Origin of the sequence: Burkholderia sp. Tr-862, from assembly GCF_011753085.1 — a bacterium.
Taxonomy (GTDB): domain Bacteria; phylum Pseudomonadota; class Gammaproteobacteria; order Burkholderiales; family Burkholderiaceae; genus Burkholderia; species Burkholderia ambifaria.
Map to the genome: position 1 here is coordinate 36477 of NZ_VWWG01000022.1, position 16177 is coordinate 52653.

Genomic DNA, 16177 nt, shown 5'->3' on the forward strand with positions numbered 1-16177 from the left:
GCAGACCTATTCCATCGTCGCAAAGGGGTTGCCGGCGCGAGCCTCCGCGCTGGTTTACAATCAATTGATTGATCGGCCTCGCACTCACGGTATCTCCATGGCTTACAAAACTATCGAAGACACGATCGGCAACACGCCGCTCGTGCAACTGGTCCGCCTGCCGGACGACGAGATTCGCGCACGCAACAACGTGGTGCTCGCCAAGCTGGAAGGCAACAATCCGGCTGGTTCCGTGAAGGATCGCCCGGCGCTGTCGATGATCAGCAAGGCCGAGGCGCGCGGTCGCATCAAGCCGGGCGATACGCTGATCGAGGCGACGAGCGGCAACACGGGCATCGCGCTCGCGATGGCCGCGGCGATCCGTGGCTACAAGATGGTGCTGGTCATGCCGGAGGACCTGTCGGTCGAGCGTCGCCAGAGCATGGCCGCTTACGGCGCCGAAATCATCCTGACGCCGGTAAAGGGCGGGATGGAACTGGCGCGCGACCTCGCGGAGCAGATGCAGCGCGAAGGCAAGGGCGTGATCCTCGATCAGTTCGGGAACCCCGACAATCCGGTCTCGCACTACGAAGGAACGGGCCCGGAGATCTGGCGCGATACCGAAGGGCGCATCACGCACTTCGTGTCGGCGATGGGCACGACGGGCACGATCATGGGCACGTCGCGCTATCTGAAGGAACAGAATCCGGCGATCGAGATCGTCGGCGCGCAGCCGGAAGAAGGGTCGCGCATTCCAGGCATTCGCAAATGGCCGGAAGCCTACATGCCGACGATCTTCGATCGCAGCCGCGTCGATCGGGTCGAGAGCGTGAGCCAGGCCGCGTCGGAAACGATGGCGCGTCGGCTCGCGGCCGTCGAAGGCATCTTTGCCGGCATCTCGTCGGGCGGCGCATGCGAAGTCGCGATGCGCATCGCCCGCCAGGTCGAGAACGCGACGATCGTGTTCATCGTCTGCGACCGCGGCGACCGCTATCTGTCGACCGGCGTGTTTCCTGCCTGAGCCTGATCGGCATCCGCAGGGTCTAGCGATAAAAAAACGCCGCATCAGCGGCGTTTTTTCTTTGCGTGGCCGTGCTTACTGCGCCGGCGTTTCCGTATCCGCGGCAGGCAGCGGCAGCGCGCCGTTCGCTTCCATCTGAGCCTTCACGGCTTCGCCGAGCTGGTACACGGTGAGCGCATAGAAGAAACTCCGGTTGTAGCGCGTCAGCACGTAGAAATTCTTCAGGCCGAGCATGTATTCGGTCGCGCGTCCCGGCGACGGCAGGTCGACCACGGTGACCGGCGTGCCGGCTTCGGTCGTGATGTTGACCATCGGTTCGTTGAGGGTCATGCCGGCGCGCAGCAGTTGCGACAGCGCCCAGTGCGGCTCGGGCTGACCGTCCGCGGCTGCCTGCGCGATGCCGAGGCTGCCCGTGTCGGGCGTGATGCGCCAGACCACCGGGCGGTCGGTCTCCCAGCCATGCTGTTTCAGGTAGTTCGCGACGCTGCCGATCGCATCGGCAGGACTGCTGCGCAGATCGACGTGGCCGCCGCCGTCGTAGTCGACCGCATATTCACGGATGCTGCTCGGCAGGAACTGCGGGATGCCGATCGCGCCCGTGTACGAGCCGAGCACGGTGGTCGGGTCGAGCTGGTTGTCGCGGGTCCAGACCAGGAAGTCCTCGAGGTTCTTGCGGAACGTTGCCTGGCGGCTGTCGCGATTCGGCGTGTCCGGATAGTCGAACGTGAGCGTGGTCAGCGTATCGAGCACGCGGAAGTTGCCCATGTAGCGGCCGTAGATCGTTTCGACACCGATGATGCCGACGATCACTTCGGGCGGCACGCCGAATTCCCGGGACGCGCGCTGCAGCGTCGCCTGGTTCGCCTTCCAGAATTTCACGCCCGCGTTGATGCGGATCGGTTCGATGAAGCGCGAACGATAGACGCTCCAGTTCTTCACCGAAGGCGTCGGCGCCGGCTTCACGAGCTTCACGGCGGTGGCCGAGTAGCTGATGCGCGAGAACAGCGCATGCAGGCTCGCGGAATCGAAGCCGTTGCGGCTCACCATCTCGTCGATGAACGCATCGACCTTCGCGTTGTTCGCATAACGCTGCGGAACGATTTCCTCTTCGAAGGTCTGGCCTTGCGGCGCCGGCTGCTCTGGTTGCGCCTGCGCGACGCGCGTGCCGGAGGACTTCGCAGGCTGCGTCTGCGCGACGGCGGGCGCGGCGGCCAGCGTAGCGGCGACGGCAGCGGCAACGAGCGAAACGCGAACGCGCAACAGTGCGGAGAGAAGGGCGGCAGGCTTGCTGGAATTCATGTCGAAGCGGGCGGACAGGGCGATGGGTTTCGGCGCAGTATACCCGACGCATCCTGCGTGCCGGGGCGAAGCAGCGCACCGTTGTGGTAAGTTAGCGGCGAATTCGCGGCAGACGATGAACATCATTGATGGAGACTCGTGGCGCACCTTGCGTCGCGGATGACAGCTTATGGCAACCGCCTTCTATACGCACCCCGATTGCATGCTGCACGAGATGGGGGAATGGCATCCGGAATGCCCGGCCCGACTGTCGGCGATCCAGGATCAACTGATCGCGAGCCGCATCGACGACCTGATCGTGCATGAAACCGCCCCGTTCGCGAGCGAGGTGGCGCTGGGCCGCGTGCATACGCAGGCCCATATCGATTACATCCGCAGCATGACGCCCGTCGACGGCTACGTCGAGATCGATCCCGACACGCTGATGAACCGCGACACGTGGCGTGCCGCACTGCGCGCGGCCGGCGCCGCGATCGCGGCGACCGACGCGGTGATCGAAGGCCGCTACGCGAATGCGTTCTGCAGCGTTCGGCCGCCCGGCCATCACGCGGAACCCGCGCGTGCGATGGGCTTCTGCTTCTTCAACAACGTGGCGATCGCCGCGCGGCATGCGCTCGACGTCCACGGTATCGAGCGCGTCGCGATCATCGATTTCGACGTGCACCACGGCAACGGCACCGAAGCCGCGTTCGCGAACGACGAGCGCGTGCTGATGTGCAGCTTCTTCCAGCATCCGCTGTACCCGTTCTCGGGCGCCGATCATCAAGCGCCGAACATGGTCAACCTGCCGATGCCAGCACGCAGTAAGGGGATGGCGATCCGCGAAGCGGTCGACATGTTCTGGCTGCCGCGTCTCGACGCGTTCAAGCCGCAGATGCTGTTCGTGTCGGCCGGTTTCGATGCGCATCGCGAGGACGACATCGGCAACCTCGGTCTCGTCGAGGCTGATTTCGAATGGCTGACCGCGCAGGTCGTCGACGTCGCGCGCCGGCATGCGCAGGGCCGCATCGTGAGCTGTCTCGAGGGCGGCTACAACCTGTCCGCGCTCGGCCGCAGCGTCGTCGCGCACCTGCGCGTGCTGGCCGGCATTTGACCAGCAGCGCGGCCGCGCGCGTTCAGCGCGCCGGCACGCGCGCGTGAATCCACGCGATCAGCGCATCGATCACGCGATCGCGCTCGAGATCGTTCATCGTCTCGTGGAACCCGCCTTCGTATAGCGTCAGCGTGCGATCGGGCGAGCCGACGTGGGCGCCGAATGCGCGGCTCCCGTCGGGCTCGGTCAGCTTGTCCTCGGTGCCGTGATAGACGAGCACCGGCACGCGCAGCGCACCGCGGCCGCGCTCGATGCGCGCCATCGCGTCGAGGATTTCGGCACCCGTGCGCGCTGGCACCGCGCCGTGGTGAACAAGCGGATCGGCACGATTGGCCGCGACGACGGCCGGATCGCGCGACAGCAGCGCCGCATCAATCCGGATTGCGGGGAAGGTCGGCCATGCGCGGCTGATGAAGCGGCTCATCGCAAGCATCCAGCGCGGCACGTCGCGCCCCGGCGCGAGCGCCGGGCTCGACAGCACGAGACCGGCCAGCGCGTGGCCGCGGGCGGGCACGCGTTCGATCGCATACAGCGCCGCGACGGCGCCGCCCATGCTGTGCCCCATCAGGAAGAGCGGCGTATCGCCGCAGGCGGCTTCGGCAACGAGCGCATCCGCATCGTTCAGGTAACCGTCGAAACGCTCGACCCATGCGCGTTTGCCGGGCGACTGGCCGTGCCCGCGCAGATCGATCGCCAGCACGTCGATGCCGGCCGCGTTGAGTCTGGCCGCCAGCGCCGCATAACGGCCCGCATGCTCGGCGAGGCCGTGCACCAGCGCGATCCTCGCGCGCGGCGGCACCGTGCCGTCGCCGGCCGGCCAGCGGTACGACGCCAGTTCGAGTCCGTCCATGGTGCGCAGCCGGCCCATGCGCGGAGCGGGCGGCGACGCCGGCTCCGGTGCTGCGGTGACGGGTGCGGCGGCCGGCGTGGTGGTGGCGTTCATCTGGCGGGTCCCCTGTTCGTTGGCATCGGTGTTCCGGATCATAGTCGCCGCATTCCCGAGGCGGGCCAGCAGTGCCCCTCTAATTTCGTCTGGTTATGAAAAGATCGAAATCGATTATTAAGGGGAATGAGGCGTTTGCGGTAAAATCGCCGGCTATTCCAGATGCATCGGCGGCCGACTGGCGGGCTTCGCCAGCCGGCCGCCGTTTTGTTTACATGATCGAATTACGCAATCTGTCTCAGCGTTTCCCCGGGCCGACCGGCTGGGTCGACGCGTTGCACAACGTCAATCTGACGATCCCGCAGGGCGAGGTATTCGGCATCATCGGCCGAAGCGGCGCCGGCAAGAGCACGCTCGTGCGCACCATCAACCTGCTTACGCGGCCGACCGAAGGCAACGTCGTCGTCGGCGGACGCGATCTCACGCTGCTGCCGGCGGGCGCGCTGCGCGAAGCGCGCCGCGAAATCGGCATGATCTTCCAGCACTTCAACCTGCTGTCGTCACGCACGGTGTTCGACAACGTCGCGCTGCCGCTCGAGCTGGCCGGTGCAAGCCGAGCCGACATCGAGGCGGCCGTGCTGCCGCTGCTCGACCTCGTCGGGCTGTCCGCGCAGAAGGACCGCTATCCGGCCCAGATCAGCGGCGGCCAGAAGCAGCGCGTCGGCATCGCCCGCGCGCTCGCGAGCAAGCCGAAGGTGCTGCTGTCGGACGAAGCGACGTCGGCGCTCGACCCCGAGACCACGCGCTCGATCCTCGATCTGCTGAAGCGCATCAACCGCGAACTCGGCCTGACGATCGTGCTGATCACCCACCAGATGGAAGTGATCAAGCAGGTGTGCGATCGCGTGGCGGTGCTCGACGCGGGCCGCGTGGTCGAAGAAGGCCGCGTGATCGACGTGTTCCTGCAGCCGCATCACGAAGTGACGCGCGCGCTGATCGGCGACGTGATCGCGCAGGAGCTGCCGCCGGCGCTGAAGGCACGGGTGGCCGAGCGGCTGAAGACGGGCAGCGGGCATTTGCTGCGGCTTGCGTTCACCGGCTCGGGTGTCGACCAGCCGATCCTGTCGGAGACGATCCGCCGGTACGAACTCGATTTCAACATCCTGCACGGCCAGATCGACGAGATCCAGGGTCAGGCGTTCGGGTCGCTCGCGGTGCTCGCTGGCGGCGAACCGGGCAAGGTCGGGCAGGCGCTCGCGTTCCTGCGCGAGCAAGGTGTGGTGGTAGAGGAGCTTTCGTATGTTGAGTGAGATGTTCGATATGTTCGTGCAGTCGTTCTGGGAGACGCTGATCATGGTCGGCATCTCGGGAGCGGTCGGCGCGCTCGTCGGGCTGCCGCTCGGCGTGCTGCTGTACCTGACCGACCGCCAGGGCGTGCTGCAGAACCTCGGCTTGAATCGCGTGCTCGGCGGCATCGTGAACGCGGTGCGCTCGACGCCGTTCATCATCCTGCTGGTCGCGGTCATTCCGCTTACGCGGCTCGTCACGGGGTCGTCGATCGGCACGGCCGCGGCGGTCGTACCGTTGACGCTCGCGGCCGCGCCGTTCGTCGCGCGGCTGGTCGAGACCGCGCTGCGCGAGGTCGACCGCGGGTTGATCGAGGCCGCGCAGTCGATGGGCGCGACGACGTCGCAGATCGTGTTCAAGGTGCTGCTGCCCGAATCGCTGCCGGGCATCGTCGCGGGCCTGACGATCACGTTCGTGTCGCTCGTCGGCTATTCGGCGATGGCCGGTGCGATCGGCGGCGGCGGGCTCGGCGATCTGGGGATCCGCTACGGTTACCAGCGCTATCTGCCGGAAGTGATGTGGACGGTCGTCGCGATCCTGATCGTGTTCGTGCAGATCGTGCAATCGTTCGGCGACTGGCTCGTGCGCCGGCTGAGCCACAAGTAAAAACGACATCCAACCATTGGGGGAGACGATGCAACGACGTTTCATGCTGAAGTTCGCGGCCGCACTCGGCGCGGCCGCGCTGTTCGCGAGTGCACATGCCCAGGCCGAAACCATCAAGGTGGGCGTGACGGGCGGCCCGCACGCGCAGATCATGGACGTGGTGAAGAAGGTCGCGGCCAAGAGCGGCCTCGACATCCGCGTCGTCGAATTCTCCGATTACGTGCAGCCGAACGCGGCGCTCGCGTCGGGCGATCTGGACGCGAACAGCTACCAGCACGATCCGTATCTGCAGGCGCAGGTGAAGGATCGCGGCTACAAGCTGATCAAGGTTGCCGAGACTGTCACGTTCCCGATGGGTATCTATTCGAAGCGCGTGAAGTCGCTGGCCGAGCTCAAGCCCGGCGCGCGCGTCGCGGTGCCGAACGACCCGACCAACGGCGGCCGCGCGCTGCTGTTGCTGCAGAAGCAGGGGCTGCTGAAGCTGCGCGCGGACGCTGGCCTCAAGGCGACGCCGCTCGACATCGTCGACAATCCGCGCAAGCTGAAGATCGTCGAGCTCGATGCGGCGCAGATTCCGCGCTCGCTCGGCGACGTCGACGCGGCCGCGATCAACACCAACTACGCGATGGAAGCGGGGTTGAAACCGAAGCAGGACGCGATCGCGATCGAGGGCCCGAACGGCCCGTACGCGAACGTTCTCGCGATTCGCGAGGCCGACCGGAGCAAGCCGTGGGTCGCGAAACTGGTCGCGGCCTACCATTCCGCGGAAGTGAAGCAGTTCATCGAACAGAAGTTCGGCGGGGCGGTCATCGCCGCCTGGTAACACGATGTATAGGGCGCGCCCGGCGACGATTAGAGGCGATGATCGAAAACCCGGGCTTTGCGTCCGGGTTTTTTCTCTTTTAAAATAGAACGACCGTTCGCTATTGCCGGCGCGCCGAAGAGGAGCGCTATCCTCGATAGCCGCGATGGATGGGTCCGCTGGGCCGCGCAGTCATGAGGCCTCGCTATAGAATGGCCTCTGGTCGTATTCGTAACTTTGGAGCGTGTGCATGAAAATCCTGGTGCCAGTGAAAAGAGTGGTCGATTACAACGTGAAGGTCCGCGTGAAGTCGGACAACACGGGCGTCGACATCGCGAACGTGAAGATGTCGATGAACCCGTTCGACGAAATCGCGGTGGAAGAAGCCGTGCGCCTGAAGGAAGCGGGCGTCGCGACCGAAGTGATTGCGGTGTCGGTCGGTGTCACGCAAGCGCAGGAAACGCTGCGCACGGCGCTGGCGATTGGCGCGGATCGAGCAATCCTGGTCGAATCGAACGACAGCGTCGAGCCGCTGGCCGTCGCGAAGATTCTGAAGGCGCTGGTCGACAAGGAGCAGCCGCAGCTGGTGATCCTCGGCAAGCAGGCAATCGACGACGATTCGAACCAGACGGGCCAGATGCTGGCCGCGCTGGCCGGTCTGCCGCAAGCGACGTTCGCGTCAAAGGTGACGATCGCCGACGGCAAGGCCACGGTTGCGCGTGAAGTCGACGGCGGCGCGGAAACGCTGTCGCTGACGCTGCCGGCGGTGGTCACGACCGACCTGCGCCTGAACGAGCCGCGCTACGTGACGCTGCCGAACATCATGAAGGCGAAGAAGAAGCCGCTGGAAACCGTGAAGCCGGAAGACCTGGGCGTGGACGTCGCGCCGCGTCTGAAGACGCTGAAGGTGGTCGAGCCGCCGAAGCGCGCAGCCGGCGTGAAGGTGCCGGACGTGAAGACGCTGGTCGAGAAGCTGAAGACCGAAGCCAAGGTGCTGTAAGAGGGAGCGGAAAGAAATGACGATTCTGGTGATTGCAGAACACGACAACGCGTCGATCAAGGCCGCGACGCTGAATACGGTGGCGGCGGCAGCGAAGATTGGCGGCGACATCCACGTGCTGGTCGCGGGCCACAACGCGCAGGCGGCTGCAGACGCAGCGGCGAAGATTGCAGGCGTCAGCAAGGTGCTGCTGGCCGACGCGCCGCAGCTCGAAGCGGGCCTCGCGGAAAACGTCGAAGCGACCGCGCTGAACATCGCGAAGGACTATTCGCACATCCTCGCGCCGGCGACGGCCTACGGCAAGAACATCGCGCCGCGCATCGCCGCGAAGCTTGATGTCGCGCAGATCTCGGACATCACGGCGGTCGATTCGGCCGACACGTTCGAGCGCCCGATCTACGCAGGTAACGCGATCGCGACGGTGCAGTCGAGCGACCCGATCAAGGTGATCACGGTGCGTGCGACGGGTTTCGATCCGGTTGCAGCCGAAGGCGGCAGCGCATCGGTCGAGAAGATCGAAGCGGCAGCCGACGCAGGCAAGTCGCAGTTCGTGAGCCGTGAAGTGACGAAGCTGGACCGTCCGGAGCTCACCAGCGCGAAGATCATCGTGTCGGGCGGCCGCGGTCTGGGCAGCGGCGAGAACTACACGAAGGTGCTGGAGCCGCTGGCCGACAAGCTGTCGGCGGCACTCGGCGCTTCGCGCGCGGCAGTCGATGCGGGTTTCGTGCCGAACGACTACCAGGTCGGCCAGACCGGCAAGATCGTCGCACCGCAGCTGTATATCGCGGTCGGCATCTCGGGTGCGATCCAGCACCTGGCCGGCATGAAGGATTCGAAGGTGATCGTCGCGATCAACAAGGATCCCGAAGCGCCGATCTTCAGCGTGGCCGACTACGGCCTCGTCGGCGATCTGTTCGCGCTCGTGCCGGAGCTCGTGAGCGAGCTCGGCTGACGCGGCAGGCCGCTTCGGCGGCAAGCACGCAGCAAGACAAGGGGCGCGATGAGCGCCCCTTTTTTTGTGGCATGCAGACGAGGGCGGGGGGCTGCAATACACAGAGTCGCGATTGCGCAACGCTGCGCGGAGCATGCCCTCGTGCAGGCAAGTGGGCCCGCAGCGTCGATCGTCGGCGAGAAGGGCAACGAATTTGCGCGCGCTGACGCCAGCCCCGTTGCGCGCCGGCAACGCGTTCGCTGCAACGAAAAAGGCGCCCCAAGGGGCGCCTTTCCATCGATGCCGACCGTCCTGCGTCGCCGCGGGCCGTTCCGACTTATGCGTATGCCGGGCGCGTCTGGCCGGCCACGTCCTTCAGGTAGCGATGCACCGACAGGTCGTCGGCCTGAATCGCCGGCTTCTTGCCCGAGATCAGGTCGGCGAGCAACTGGCCCGACCCGCACGACATCGTCCAGCCGAGCGTGCCGTGGCCGGTGTTCAGGAACAGGTTCGAGACCGGCGTGCGGCCGACGATCGGCGTGCCGTCCGGCGTCATCGGGCGCAGGCCCGTCCAGAACGTTGCCTTCGACGTATCGCCGCCGCCAGGGAACAGGTCGTTCACGCACATTTCGAGCGTTTCGCGGCGCGCGGCGCGCAGGTTCTTGTCGAAGCCGACGATCTCGGCCATGCCGCCGACGCGGATGCGCTGATCGAAACGCGTGATGGCGATCTTGTAGGTCTCGTCGAGCACCGTCGATACGGGGGCGGCCGTCTCGTTGACGATCGGCGCGGTGATCGAATAGCCCTTCAGCGGATAGACGGGGATCTTCATCAGGTTCGAGATGAAGCTGGTCGAGTACGAGCCAAGTGCCACGACATACGCATCCGCGCGCACCGTCTCGCTGCCGCACTGCACGCCGGCGATCCTGCCGCCCGCGATCGCGAGCGCGTCGATCGGCGTGTTGTAGCGGAACTTCACGCCGAGCGATTCCGCGAGCGCCGCGAGGCGCGTCGTGAACAACTGGCAGTCACCCGTTTCGTCGCCCGGCAGGCGCAGGCCGCCCGTCAGCTTGTGCGACACGGCGGCGAGGGCCGGTTCGGCGTTCTTCAACTCGGTCGGCGACAGCAGTTCGAACGGCACGTTTGCTTCCTGCAGCACCGCGATGTCCTTCGCCGCGCCGTCGAGTTGCTGTTGCGTGCGGAACAGTTGCAGCGTGCCGCCCGTGCGCCCTTCGTACTGGATGCCGGTATCGGCGCGCAGCGCCTGCAGGCAATCGCGACTGTATTCGGCGAGGCGGACCATGCGGCCCTTGTTGACTGCATAGCGGTCGGCCGTGCAGTTGCGCAGCATCTGCCACATCCACTGGAGCTGGAAGCGCGTGCCGTCGAGGCGGATCGCGAGCGGCGCGTGCTTCTCGAACATCCACTTGACGGCCTTCAGCGGCACGCCGGGCGCGGCCCACGGAGCCGCATAGCCGGGCGAGATCTGGCCGGCGTTCGCGAAGCTCGTCTCCAGCGCCGGGCCGGCCTCGCGGTCGATCACCGTGACTTCATGACCGGCGCGCGCGAGGTAATACGCGCTTGCCACGCCCACCACACCGCTGCCCAGAATGACGACTCGCATAGCTGCTCCAGATGGAAGGGATCAGGTCGAGGCCGGGCGCACCTGCGTCTCCGTGTAACCTCTAGCTGATCTAGTTTTTTGAGCTATGGTATTGTCGAATGTGTAGGTTTTGTTATCGTATTTTTCAGGTTTTCAGAATAAATAAATGAGAACGCAACGCCAGCCAGTACGCTCGCTCGACAAGCTCGACCGCCGCATCCTCAAACTGCTGCAGGACGACGGCCGGATGGCGATGAAGGACCTCGCGGAACAGGTCGGGCTGACCGTGACGCCGTGCATCGAACGCGTGCGGCGCATGGAGCGCGACGGCGTCATCACCGGCTATCACGCACGCGTCGATCCGGGCCAGCTCGGCGCCGCGTTGCTGGTATTCGTCGAGATCACGCTCGGCCACAAGGGCGGCAACATGTTCGAGCAGTTCCGTCGCGAAGTGATGAAGATCGACGAGGTGCTCGAATGCCATCTCGTGTCCGGCGACTTCGACTACCTGATCAAGGCGCGGATCGGTGAAATGGCCGACTATCGCAAGCTGCTCGGCGACATCCTGCTGCAACTGCCCGGCGCGGTGCAGTCGAAGAGCTATGTCGTGATGGAGGAAATCAAGGAAACGCTGACGATTTCGGTCGGCCAATGACCGCAGCGGCGGCAGCTTGCCGGCCCCGCTGTCAGACCCCTTATCTCGCCCTTGGCATGCTGCACCCAATACTGTATAAATATACAGTATTGGGTGCAGGCGAATGGGTGAGCGCATGGACGGCCGGTCCGACAACGAATTTCCGATAGCGCCGCCGGCGCCCCGCAAGGGGCGCGGTGCGGTCGACAACCTCCAGGGGCGGTACGAAACGGCGCTGCGCGAAGCGGTCGACGACGGCTGGGCGCACGAATCGGACGACGCCGATCTGCCCGCGCCGCTGCGCACCCAGGTGTTCGAGGAACGTGCGAAGAGCATCCTGACGCACAACCAGTCGCCGGACATTCCGTTCAGCGTGTCGCTCAATCCGTATCGCGGCTGCGAGCACGGGTGCATCTACTGCTTTGCACGGCCGACCCACAGCTATCTCGGCCTGTCGCCGGGGCTCGATTTCGAGAGTCGCATCTATGCGAAGGTCAATGCGGCCGAACTGCTCGAGCGCGAGATTTCGCGCAAGCGTTACGTGCCGGAGCCGATCGCGCTCGGCGTCAACACCGACGCATACCAGCCGGTCGAGCGCGACCTGCGCATCACGCGCAGCGTGATCCAGGTGATGCACGATCGCGGGTTGCCGTTCGCCGCGATCACGAAATCGTCGCTGATCGAGCGCGATCTCGACCTGCTTGTCCCGATGGCCGAGCGCGGGCAGGTGATGGCGGCGGTCACGATCACGACGCTCGATGCCGATCTCGCACGCACGCTCGAGCCGCGTGCGGCGACGCCGGCGCGCCGGCTGCGTACGATCCGCGCATTACGCGACGCGGGTGTGCCGGTGGGTGTCAGCATTGCACCGATGATCCCGTTCGTCACCGAGCCGGACATGGAGCGCGTGCTGGAAGCCTGCGCGGAAGCAGGCGCGACGCATGCGAGCTATATCGTCCTGCGGCTGCCGTGGGAGGTCGCGCCGCTGTTCAGGAACTGGCTCACCGCGCATTTCCCCGATCGCGCGGAGCGCGTGATGAACCGTGTGCGCGACATGCGCGGCGGGAAGGACTACGACTCGGATTTCTCGAAACGGATGAAGGGCGAGGGGATCTGGGCCGACCTGTTGCGGCAGCGTTTCCGTCAGGCCGTCAAGCGGCTCGGGTTGAACGAGCGCACGAACGGCATTCTGGATCTGTCGCAGTTTCGCGGCGCGCCGGCGGCCGCGGTGGCCACTCGGCGCACCGTGGTGGGCGCAACCAGCGCGAAGTCGCGTGACGACATGCAGTTGAGCCTGTTCTGACCGGTGCGCGTCGGCGCTTACTGCGAAATCTGCTTCGCCGCTTCGACTTGCGATTCGAAATACGTCTGGAACGACAGCGCGAGCGCGGTCATCAGCAGGAACGCGCCGATCAGCAGCGAGAAGATCACGATGAAGATCACCGTCCAGCCCGACCGGCTGTGCTTGCCCGTATCGGCATTGAATTGCGCGTCCCATTTCTCGTCGGGGCGCAGGCCGTAGACGAGCGCGGCGAGGAACGCGGCAAGCAGCGAGATCGCACCCGGCACGGCGAGCCACCAGCCGAGGCTGGCGCTGCGCTGGGTCGCGGCGAGCAGCATGAAACCCGGAATCCCGACGAGCGTCGCGAGCAGGTGCGCCCAGCCGTACACGTCGCGCAGGCCGTACAGGTAGAAGCGGTGCGCGCCGAGCGAACCGAGCAGGAACGCGAGGGCGGCGGTGAGCGTCTTGGAGCGGAAGCGGCGGGACGGTGCGGTGCTGCTGGACATGGCTGGCGGCGGATTATCGTTGGCGTGGCGGCCGGCAGGCCGGCGCGGGGCGCTCGGCCCGGCACGCATTCTACGATGCCCCGTCGGGCCCGGTCACCCCTCGCCTGCGTCAAGGTGCCGCATAGGTGACGCGGTAGATGGCGCCTGCATAGTCGTCGCTGACGAGCAGCGAGCCGTCCGGCAGCGGCAGCACGTCGGCCGGGCGTCCCCACACGGTGCCGTCCGCGCGCAGCCAGCCCGTGATGAACGGTGTCTGGCGCGCGTGGCTGCCGTCGGCCGACACGACCGCGCGCATCACGCGATAGCCGACCTTCGTGCTGCGATTCCACGAACCGTGCTCGGCAATGAAGACGTTGTTGCGATACGACGCCGGGAACATCGGTCCCGTATAGAAGCGCATGCCGAGTGCCGCCACGTGCGCGCCGAGTTTCAGCACGGGCGGCACATGGCGGCGGCACACGTCGACGCTCCCGAATTCGGGGTCGGGCGTGTCGCCGCCATGACAGTAAGGAAAGCCGAAGTCGAGGCCTGCGCGCGGCGCGCGGTTGAGCTTGTCGTCGGGTACGTCGTCGCCCATCAGGTCGCGCCCGTTGTCGGTGAACCACAGCTCGCCCGAGTCGGGGTGCCATGCGAAGCCGACGGTATTGCGCACGCCGCGGGCAAATACCTCGCGGCCGCTGCCGTCGGCGTTCATGCGTGCGATGATCGCGTAGCGGCTGCGATCGGCGAGGCACACGTTGCACGGCGCGCCGGTCGGCACGTAGAGCTTGCCGTCGGGGCCGAACGCGATGAATTTCCAGCCGTGATGATGATCGGTCGGCAGCGCGTCCGTTACGACCGCCGGCGCGGGCGGCCTGGCGAGCCGGTCGTCGATGTGGTCGAGGCGCAGGATGCGCGACACGGCGGAGATATAGAGCGCGCCGTCGCGATACGCGACACCGACGGGCATGTCGAGCCCCGATGCGATCACGTAGCGGGCAGTGATCCGGCCCTCCTGCATCACGAAGGCATGCACGCGGCCTTCCCGCGAGCCGACATACAGGATCCCGCGCGGCGACCACGCCATTTCGCGGGCGGTCGGCACGGCGTCGGTCAGTATGTCGACGTGGAAGCCGGGCGGCACGACGAGTTCGCCCACCGGCGGTGCGGCGCAAGCCGCAGTGGCTGCGAGGCAGAGGACGAAACCGGTCAGCAGGCCCGTGAGGCGATGCTGCGCGCGGCACACCGGGGCGACGCGAAATAGCGACATGGCGGCGGGGAGCGTCGTGAACACGTCGATTGTATGCCCGGCGAATACGGCGTCCGCGGAATTTTTGCGCGTAAGTGTTTGTTGTGGCTTTGGTTTCCGGCTATAATCGCACGTTTCAGTAGTTTCGAACCCGGTTTCCCCGAAGGATTTCATATGGTTATCATCCGTCTGGCTCGCGGCGGCTCGAAGAAGCGCCCGTTCTACAACATCGTTGCTACCGATTCGCGCAACCGTCGTGACGGCCGCTTCATCGAACGCGTCGGCTTCTACAACCCGGTCGCCACGAAGGGCGAATCGCTGCGTATCGCTCAGGATCGCCTGACGTACTGGCAAGGTGTTGGCGCGCAACTGTCGCCGACCGTCCAGCGTCTCGTGAAGGAAGCGCAAAAGGCGCAACCGGCCGCCTAACATGGCGCGGTGTGCCGGTCGTGCCGGCTGCAAGGAGCATTGATGTCCGGTCACGATTCCGGTAACGCAAAGCGCGGGCGAGCGTCGTTTGGCGCATTCGTCCGCAAGCCGGTCGAGCGCGACGTTGTCGCGAGCGCCGGTGCGGCTGCCGAGCAGGGCAGTCTCGAAGCGGTGCAAACCTGGCCCGACGATGCTGTCGAGGTCGGGGCAGTGGTCGACGCCTATGGCCTGAAAGGCTGGATCAAGGTGGCGACGCATGCCGACGCCGGTCGCGGCGGCGATGCGCTGCTCGACGCGCGCCGCTGGTGGCTGGAACGGGGTGGGGAGCGGTTGTCCGCCCGCATCCTGCAGTCGAAAACGCACGGCGACACAGTCGTCGCGCATGCCGCGGGTGTCAGCGACCGCGATGCCGCATTGGCTTTGCGCGGCTTTCGCGTGTTCGTGCGCCGGGAAGATTTCCCGGCATTGGCCGCGGACGAATTCTATTGGGTCGACCTGATCGGTCTCGAGGTCGTCAACGAGCAATCGGTGGCGCTTGGGACAGTGAGCGGGATGATCGATAACGGCGTGCATTCGATCATGCGCGTCGAGTATCCGGCAGTCGGCAAGGATGGTCAGCCGACCACCGACGAACGGCTGATTCCGTTCGTCGGCGTATTCGTCAAGACGGTGGATCAGGCGGCACGTCGCATCGTCGTCGACTGGGAAGCCGATTACTAATGAACCAGGTTACGGAGAGCGCGGTGCAGTTCGACGTCGTCACGCTCTTTCCCGAAATGTTCCGCGCGCTGACCGACTGGGGGATTACCAGCCGGGCCGTGAAGCAGGAGCGCTTCGGGTTGCGCACCTGGAACCCGCGTGATTTCACGACGGACAACTACCGCACGGTCGACGATCGTCCGTACGGTGGCGGTCCGGGCATGGTGATGCTGGCCAAGCCGCTCGAGGCCGCGATCGGCGCTGCGAAGGCAGCGCAGGCGGAGCAGGGCGTCGCGAGCACGCGTGTGGTGATGATGTCGCCGCAAGGTGCGCCGTTCACGCACGAACGTGCGGTGCGGATGGCGCAGGAGCCTGGTGTCATCGTGCTGTGCGGCCGCTACGAGGCGATCGATCAACGTCTGCTCGACCGTTGTGTAGACGAGGAAATCAGCCTCGGCGATTTCGTTCTGTCCGGTGGCGAACTGCCGGCGATGGCGATGATGGATGCCGTCGTGCGCCTGCTGCCTGGCGTGTTGAACGATGCGCAGTCAGCCGTGCAGGACAGCTTCGTCGACGGGCTGCTCGATTGTCCGCATTACACGCGCCCCGAGGAATACGAGGGAATGCGCGTGCCGGACGTGCTGCTCGGCGGGCATCATGCCGAGATCGAGCGGTGGCGTCGCCAGGAAGCATTGAAGAATACGTTGCGGAAGCGGCCGGATCTGATCGTCCGGGCGCGCCGCGAGAAGTTGTTGAGCCGGGCCGACGAGGCGTGGCTTGCGAACCTCGCACGCGAAGCGAAGAACGCCTCCTGAGGCGGCGTCGCGGGCGGGAA

Annotated in this window: 17 protein-coding genes; 12 read left to right on the forward strand and 5 right to left on the reverse strand. The window is 65.8% G+C overall.

The window, feature by feature from the left end; translation table 11 throughout:
- Nucleotides 1-97: 97 nt before the first annotated feature.
- Nucleotides 98-1000: a cysteine synthase CysM gene (gene cysM / locus F3J14_RS09810; protein ID WP_166722809.1), complete on the forward strand. Its 903-nt coding sequence runs from the start codon at nt 98-100 to the stop codon at nt 998-1000.
- A gap of 75 nt (nt 1001-1075) precedes the next feature.
- Here cysM and mltB read toward each other — a convergent pair whose 3' ends face one another.
- Entirely contained in the window at nt 1076-2425 is a 1350-nt protein-coding gene (gene mltB / locus F3J14_RS09815; RefSeq protein ID WP_166722810.1) for a lytic murein transglycosylase B, read from the reverse strand.
- A gap of 43 nt (nt 2426-2468) precedes the next feature.
- Between mltB and F3J14_RS09820 the strand changes: the two genes are divergently transcribed.
- Nucleotides 2469-3392, forward strand: a complete 924-nt coding sequence (locus F3J14_RS09820) for a histone deacetylase family protein (protein WP_166722811.1) — start codon at nt 2469-2471, stop codon at nt 3390-3392.
- Nucleotides 3393-3414: 22 nt separating this feature from the next.
- On the opposite strand, the gene F3J14_RS09825 is transcribed toward F3J14_RS09820, so the two are convergent.
- A complete protein-coding gene (locus tag F3J14_RS09825) occupies nt 3415-4335 on the reverse strand; it encodes an alpha/beta hydrolase (RefSeq protein WP_166722812.1) in 921 nt (306 codons plus the stop codon).
- 215 nt (nt 4336-4550) lie between these two features.
- Here F3J14_RS09825 and F3J14_RS09830 point away from each other — a divergent pair, with 215 nt between their 5' ends.
- The 5 genes from F3J14_RS09830 (at nt 4551) to F3J14_RS09850 (ending at nt 8982) form a co-directional block, all read left to right on the forward strand.
- A complete protein-coding gene (locus F3J14_RS09830; protein WP_006750741.1) occupies nt 4551-5585 on the forward strand; it encodes a methionine ABC transporter ATP-binding protein in 1035 nt (344 codons plus the stop codon).
- Nucleotides 5575-6228: a methionine ABC transporter permease gene (locus tag F3J14_RS09835; RefSeq protein WP_011656289.1), complete on the forward strand. Its 654-nt coding sequence runs from the start codon at nt 5575-5577 to the stop codon at nt 6226-6228. Before F3J14_RS09830 ends, F3J14_RS09835 begins: the two co-directional genes overlap by 11 nt.
- A gap of 28 nt (nt 6229-6256) precedes the next feature.
- Nucleotides 6257-7051: a MetQ/NlpA family ABC transporter substrate-binding protein gene (locus tag F3J14_RS09840; RefSeq protein WP_166722813.1), complete on the forward strand. Its 795-nt coding sequence runs from the start codon at nt 6257-6259 to the stop codon at nt 7049-7051.
- Nucleotides 7052-7280: 229 nt separating this feature from the next.
- On the forward strand, nt 7281-8030 hold the full coding sequence (locus F3J14_RS09845; RefSeq protein WP_014897713.1) for an electron transfer flavoprotein subunit beta/FixA family protein: 750 nt from the start codon (nt 7281-7283) through the stop codon (nt 8028-8030).
- 16 nt (nt 8031-8046) lie between these two features.
- Nucleotides 8047-8982, forward strand: coding sequence for an electron transfer flavoprotein subunit alpha/FixB family protein (locus F3J14_RS09850; protein WP_166722814.1), 936 nt, complete (start codon nt 8047-8049; stop codon nt 8980-8982).
- 316 nt (nt 8983-9298) lie between these two features.
- Here F3J14_RS09850 and F3J14_RS09855 read toward each other — a convergent pair whose 3' ends face one another.
- The gene (locus tag F3J14_RS09855; protein ID WP_166722815.1) at nt 9299-10585 is read right to left on the reverse strand and encodes a D-amino acid dehydrogenase; all 1287 of its coding nucleotides are present in this window, start codon (nt 10583-10585) and stop codon (nt 9299-9301) included.
- 145 nt (nt 10586-10730) lie between these two features.
- Here F3J14_RS09855 and F3J14_RS09860 point away from each other — a divergent pair, with 145 nt between their 5' ends.
- Nucleotides 10731-11219 (forward strand): Lrp/AsnC ligand binding domain-containing protein, encoded by a 489-nt coding sequence (locus F3J14_RS09860; protein ID WP_006753168.1) that lies wholly within the window; start codon nt 10731-10733, stop codon nt 11217-11219.
- Nucleotides 11220-11322: 103 nt separating this feature from the next.
- The gene (locus tag F3J14_RS09865; protein ID WP_166722816.1) at nt 11323-12501 is read left to right on the forward strand and encodes a PA0069 family radical SAM protein; all 1179 of its coding nucleotides are present in this window, start codon (nt 11323-11325) and stop codon (nt 12499-12501) included.
- A 17-nt stretch (nt 12502-12518) separates the two neighbouring features.
- Here F3J14_RS09865 and F3J14_RS09870 read toward each other — a convergent pair whose 3' ends face one another.
- Together F3J14_RS09870 and F3J14_RS09875 are read right to left on the reverse strand one after the other, a co-directional pair.
- Complete coding sequence (locus tag F3J14_RS09870) at nt 12519-12986, reverse strand: NINE protein (RefSeq protein ID WP_166722817.1); 468 nt, start codon at nt 12984-12986, stop codon at nt 12519-12521.
- Between the two features lie 109 nt (nt 12987-13095).
- Nucleotides 13096-14235: a PQQ-dependent sugar dehydrogenase gene (locus F3J14_RS09875; RefSeq protein WP_166722818.1), complete on the reverse strand. Its 1140-nt coding sequence runs from the start codon at nt 14233-14235 to the stop codon at nt 13096-13098.
- Between the two features lie 153 nt (nt 14236-14388).
- Between F3J14_RS09875 and rpsP the strand changes: the two genes are divergently transcribed.
- Genes rpsP through trmD form a run of 3 tightly spaced genes read left to right on the forward strand, consistent with a single transcriptional unit; the run spans nt 14389 to nt 16157 of the window.
- Nucleotides 14389-14643 carry a 30S ribosomal protein S16 gene (gene rpsP / locus F3J14_RS09880; RefSeq protein ID WP_006476550.1) on the forward strand — a complete coding sequence of 85 codons (255 nt, stop codon included), beginning with the start codon at nt 14389-14391 and terminating at the stop codon, nt 14641-14643.
- A 42-nt stretch (nt 14644-14685) separates the two neighbouring features.
- Complete coding sequence (gene rimM / locus F3J14_RS09885) at nt 14686-15363, forward strand: ribosome maturation factor RimM (protein ID WP_166722819.1); 678 nt, start codon at nt 14686-14688, stop codon at nt 15361-15363.
- The gene (gene trmD, locus F3J14_RS09890) at nt 15363-16157 is read left to right on the forward strand and encodes a tRNA (guanosine(37)-N1)-methyltransferase TrmD (protein ID WP_006761287.1); all 795 of its coding nucleotides are present in this window, start codon (nt 15363-15365) and stop codon (nt 16155-16157) included. The genes rimM and trmD overlap by 1 nt, the downstream gene beginning before the upstream one ends.
- Nucleotides 16158-16177 lie beyond the last annotated feature (20 nt).

What these genes read in the sequence shown, in the direction of transcription:
- cysM (WP_166722809.1), top strand. Translation starts at nt 98, where the DNA reads ATGGCTTACAAAACTATCGAAGACACGATCGGCAACACGCCGCTCGTG.
- mltB (WP_166722810.1), bottom strand. Translation starts at nt 2,425, where the DNA reads ATGATGTTCATCGTCTGCCGCGAATTCGCCGCTAACTTACCACAACGG.
- F3J14_RS09820 (WP_166722811.1), top strand. Translation starts at nt 2,469, where the DNA reads ATGGCAACCGCCTTCTATACGCACCCCGATTGCATGCTGCACGAGATG.
- F3J14_RS09825 (WP_166722812.1), bottom strand. Translation starts at nt 4,335, where the DNA reads ATGAACGCCACCACCACGCCGGCCGCCGCACCCGTCACCGCAGCACCG.
- F3J14_RS09830 (WP_006750741.1), top strand. Translation starts at nt 4,551, where the DNA reads ATGATCGAATTACGCAATCTGTCTCAGCGTTTCCCCGGGCCGACCGGC.
- F3J14_RS09835 (WP_011656289.1), top strand. Translation starts at nt 5,575, where the DNA reads ATGTTGAGTGAGATGTTCGATATGTTCGTGCAGTCGTTCTGGGAGACG.
- F3J14_RS09840 (WP_166722813.1), top strand. Translation starts at nt 6,257, where the DNA reads ATGCAACGACGTTTCATGCTGAAGTTCGCGGCCGCACTCGGCGCGGCC.
- F3J14_RS09845 (WP_014897713.1), top strand. Translation starts at nt 7,281, where the DNA reads ATGAAAATCCTGGTGCCAGTGAAAAGAGTGGTCGATTACAACGTGAAG.
- F3J14_RS09850 (WP_166722814.1), top strand. Translation starts at nt 8,047, where the DNA reads ATGACGATTCTGGTGATTGCAGAACACGACAACGCGTCGATCAAGGCC.
- F3J14_RS09855 (WP_166722815.1), bottom strand. Translation starts at nt 10,585, where the DNA reads ATGCGAGTCGTCATTCTGGGCAGCGGTGTGGTGGGCGTGGCAAGCGCG.
- F3J14_RS09860 (WP_006753168.1), top strand. Translation starts at nt 10,731, where the DNA reads ATGAGAACGCAACGCCAGCCAGTACGCTCGCTCGACAAGCTCGACCGC.
- F3J14_RS09865 (WP_166722816.1), top strand. Translation starts at nt 11,323, where the DNA reads ATGGGTGAGCGCATGGACGGCCGGTCCGACAACGAATTTCCGATAGCG.
- F3J14_RS09870 (WP_166722817.1), bottom strand. Translation starts at nt 12,986, where the DNA reads ATGTCCAGCAGCACCGCACCGTCCCGCCGCTTCCGCTCCAAGACGCTC.
- F3J14_RS09875 (WP_166722818.1), bottom strand. Translation starts at nt 14,235, where the DNA reads ATGTCGCTATTTCGCGTCGCCCCGGTGTGCCGCGCGCAGCATCGCCTC.
- rpsP (WP_006476550.1), top strand. Translation starts at nt 14,389, where the DNA reads ATGGTTATCATCCGTCTGGCTCGCGGCGGCTCGAAGAAGCGCCCGTTC.
- rimM (WP_166722819.1), top strand. Translation starts at nt 14,686, where the DNA reads ATGTCCGGTCACGATTCCGGTAACGCAAAGCGCGGGCGAGCGTCGTTT.
- trmD (WP_006761287.1), top strand. Translation starts at nt 15,363, where the DNA reads ATGAACCAGGTTACGGAGAGCGCGGTGCAGTTCGACGTCGTCACGCTC.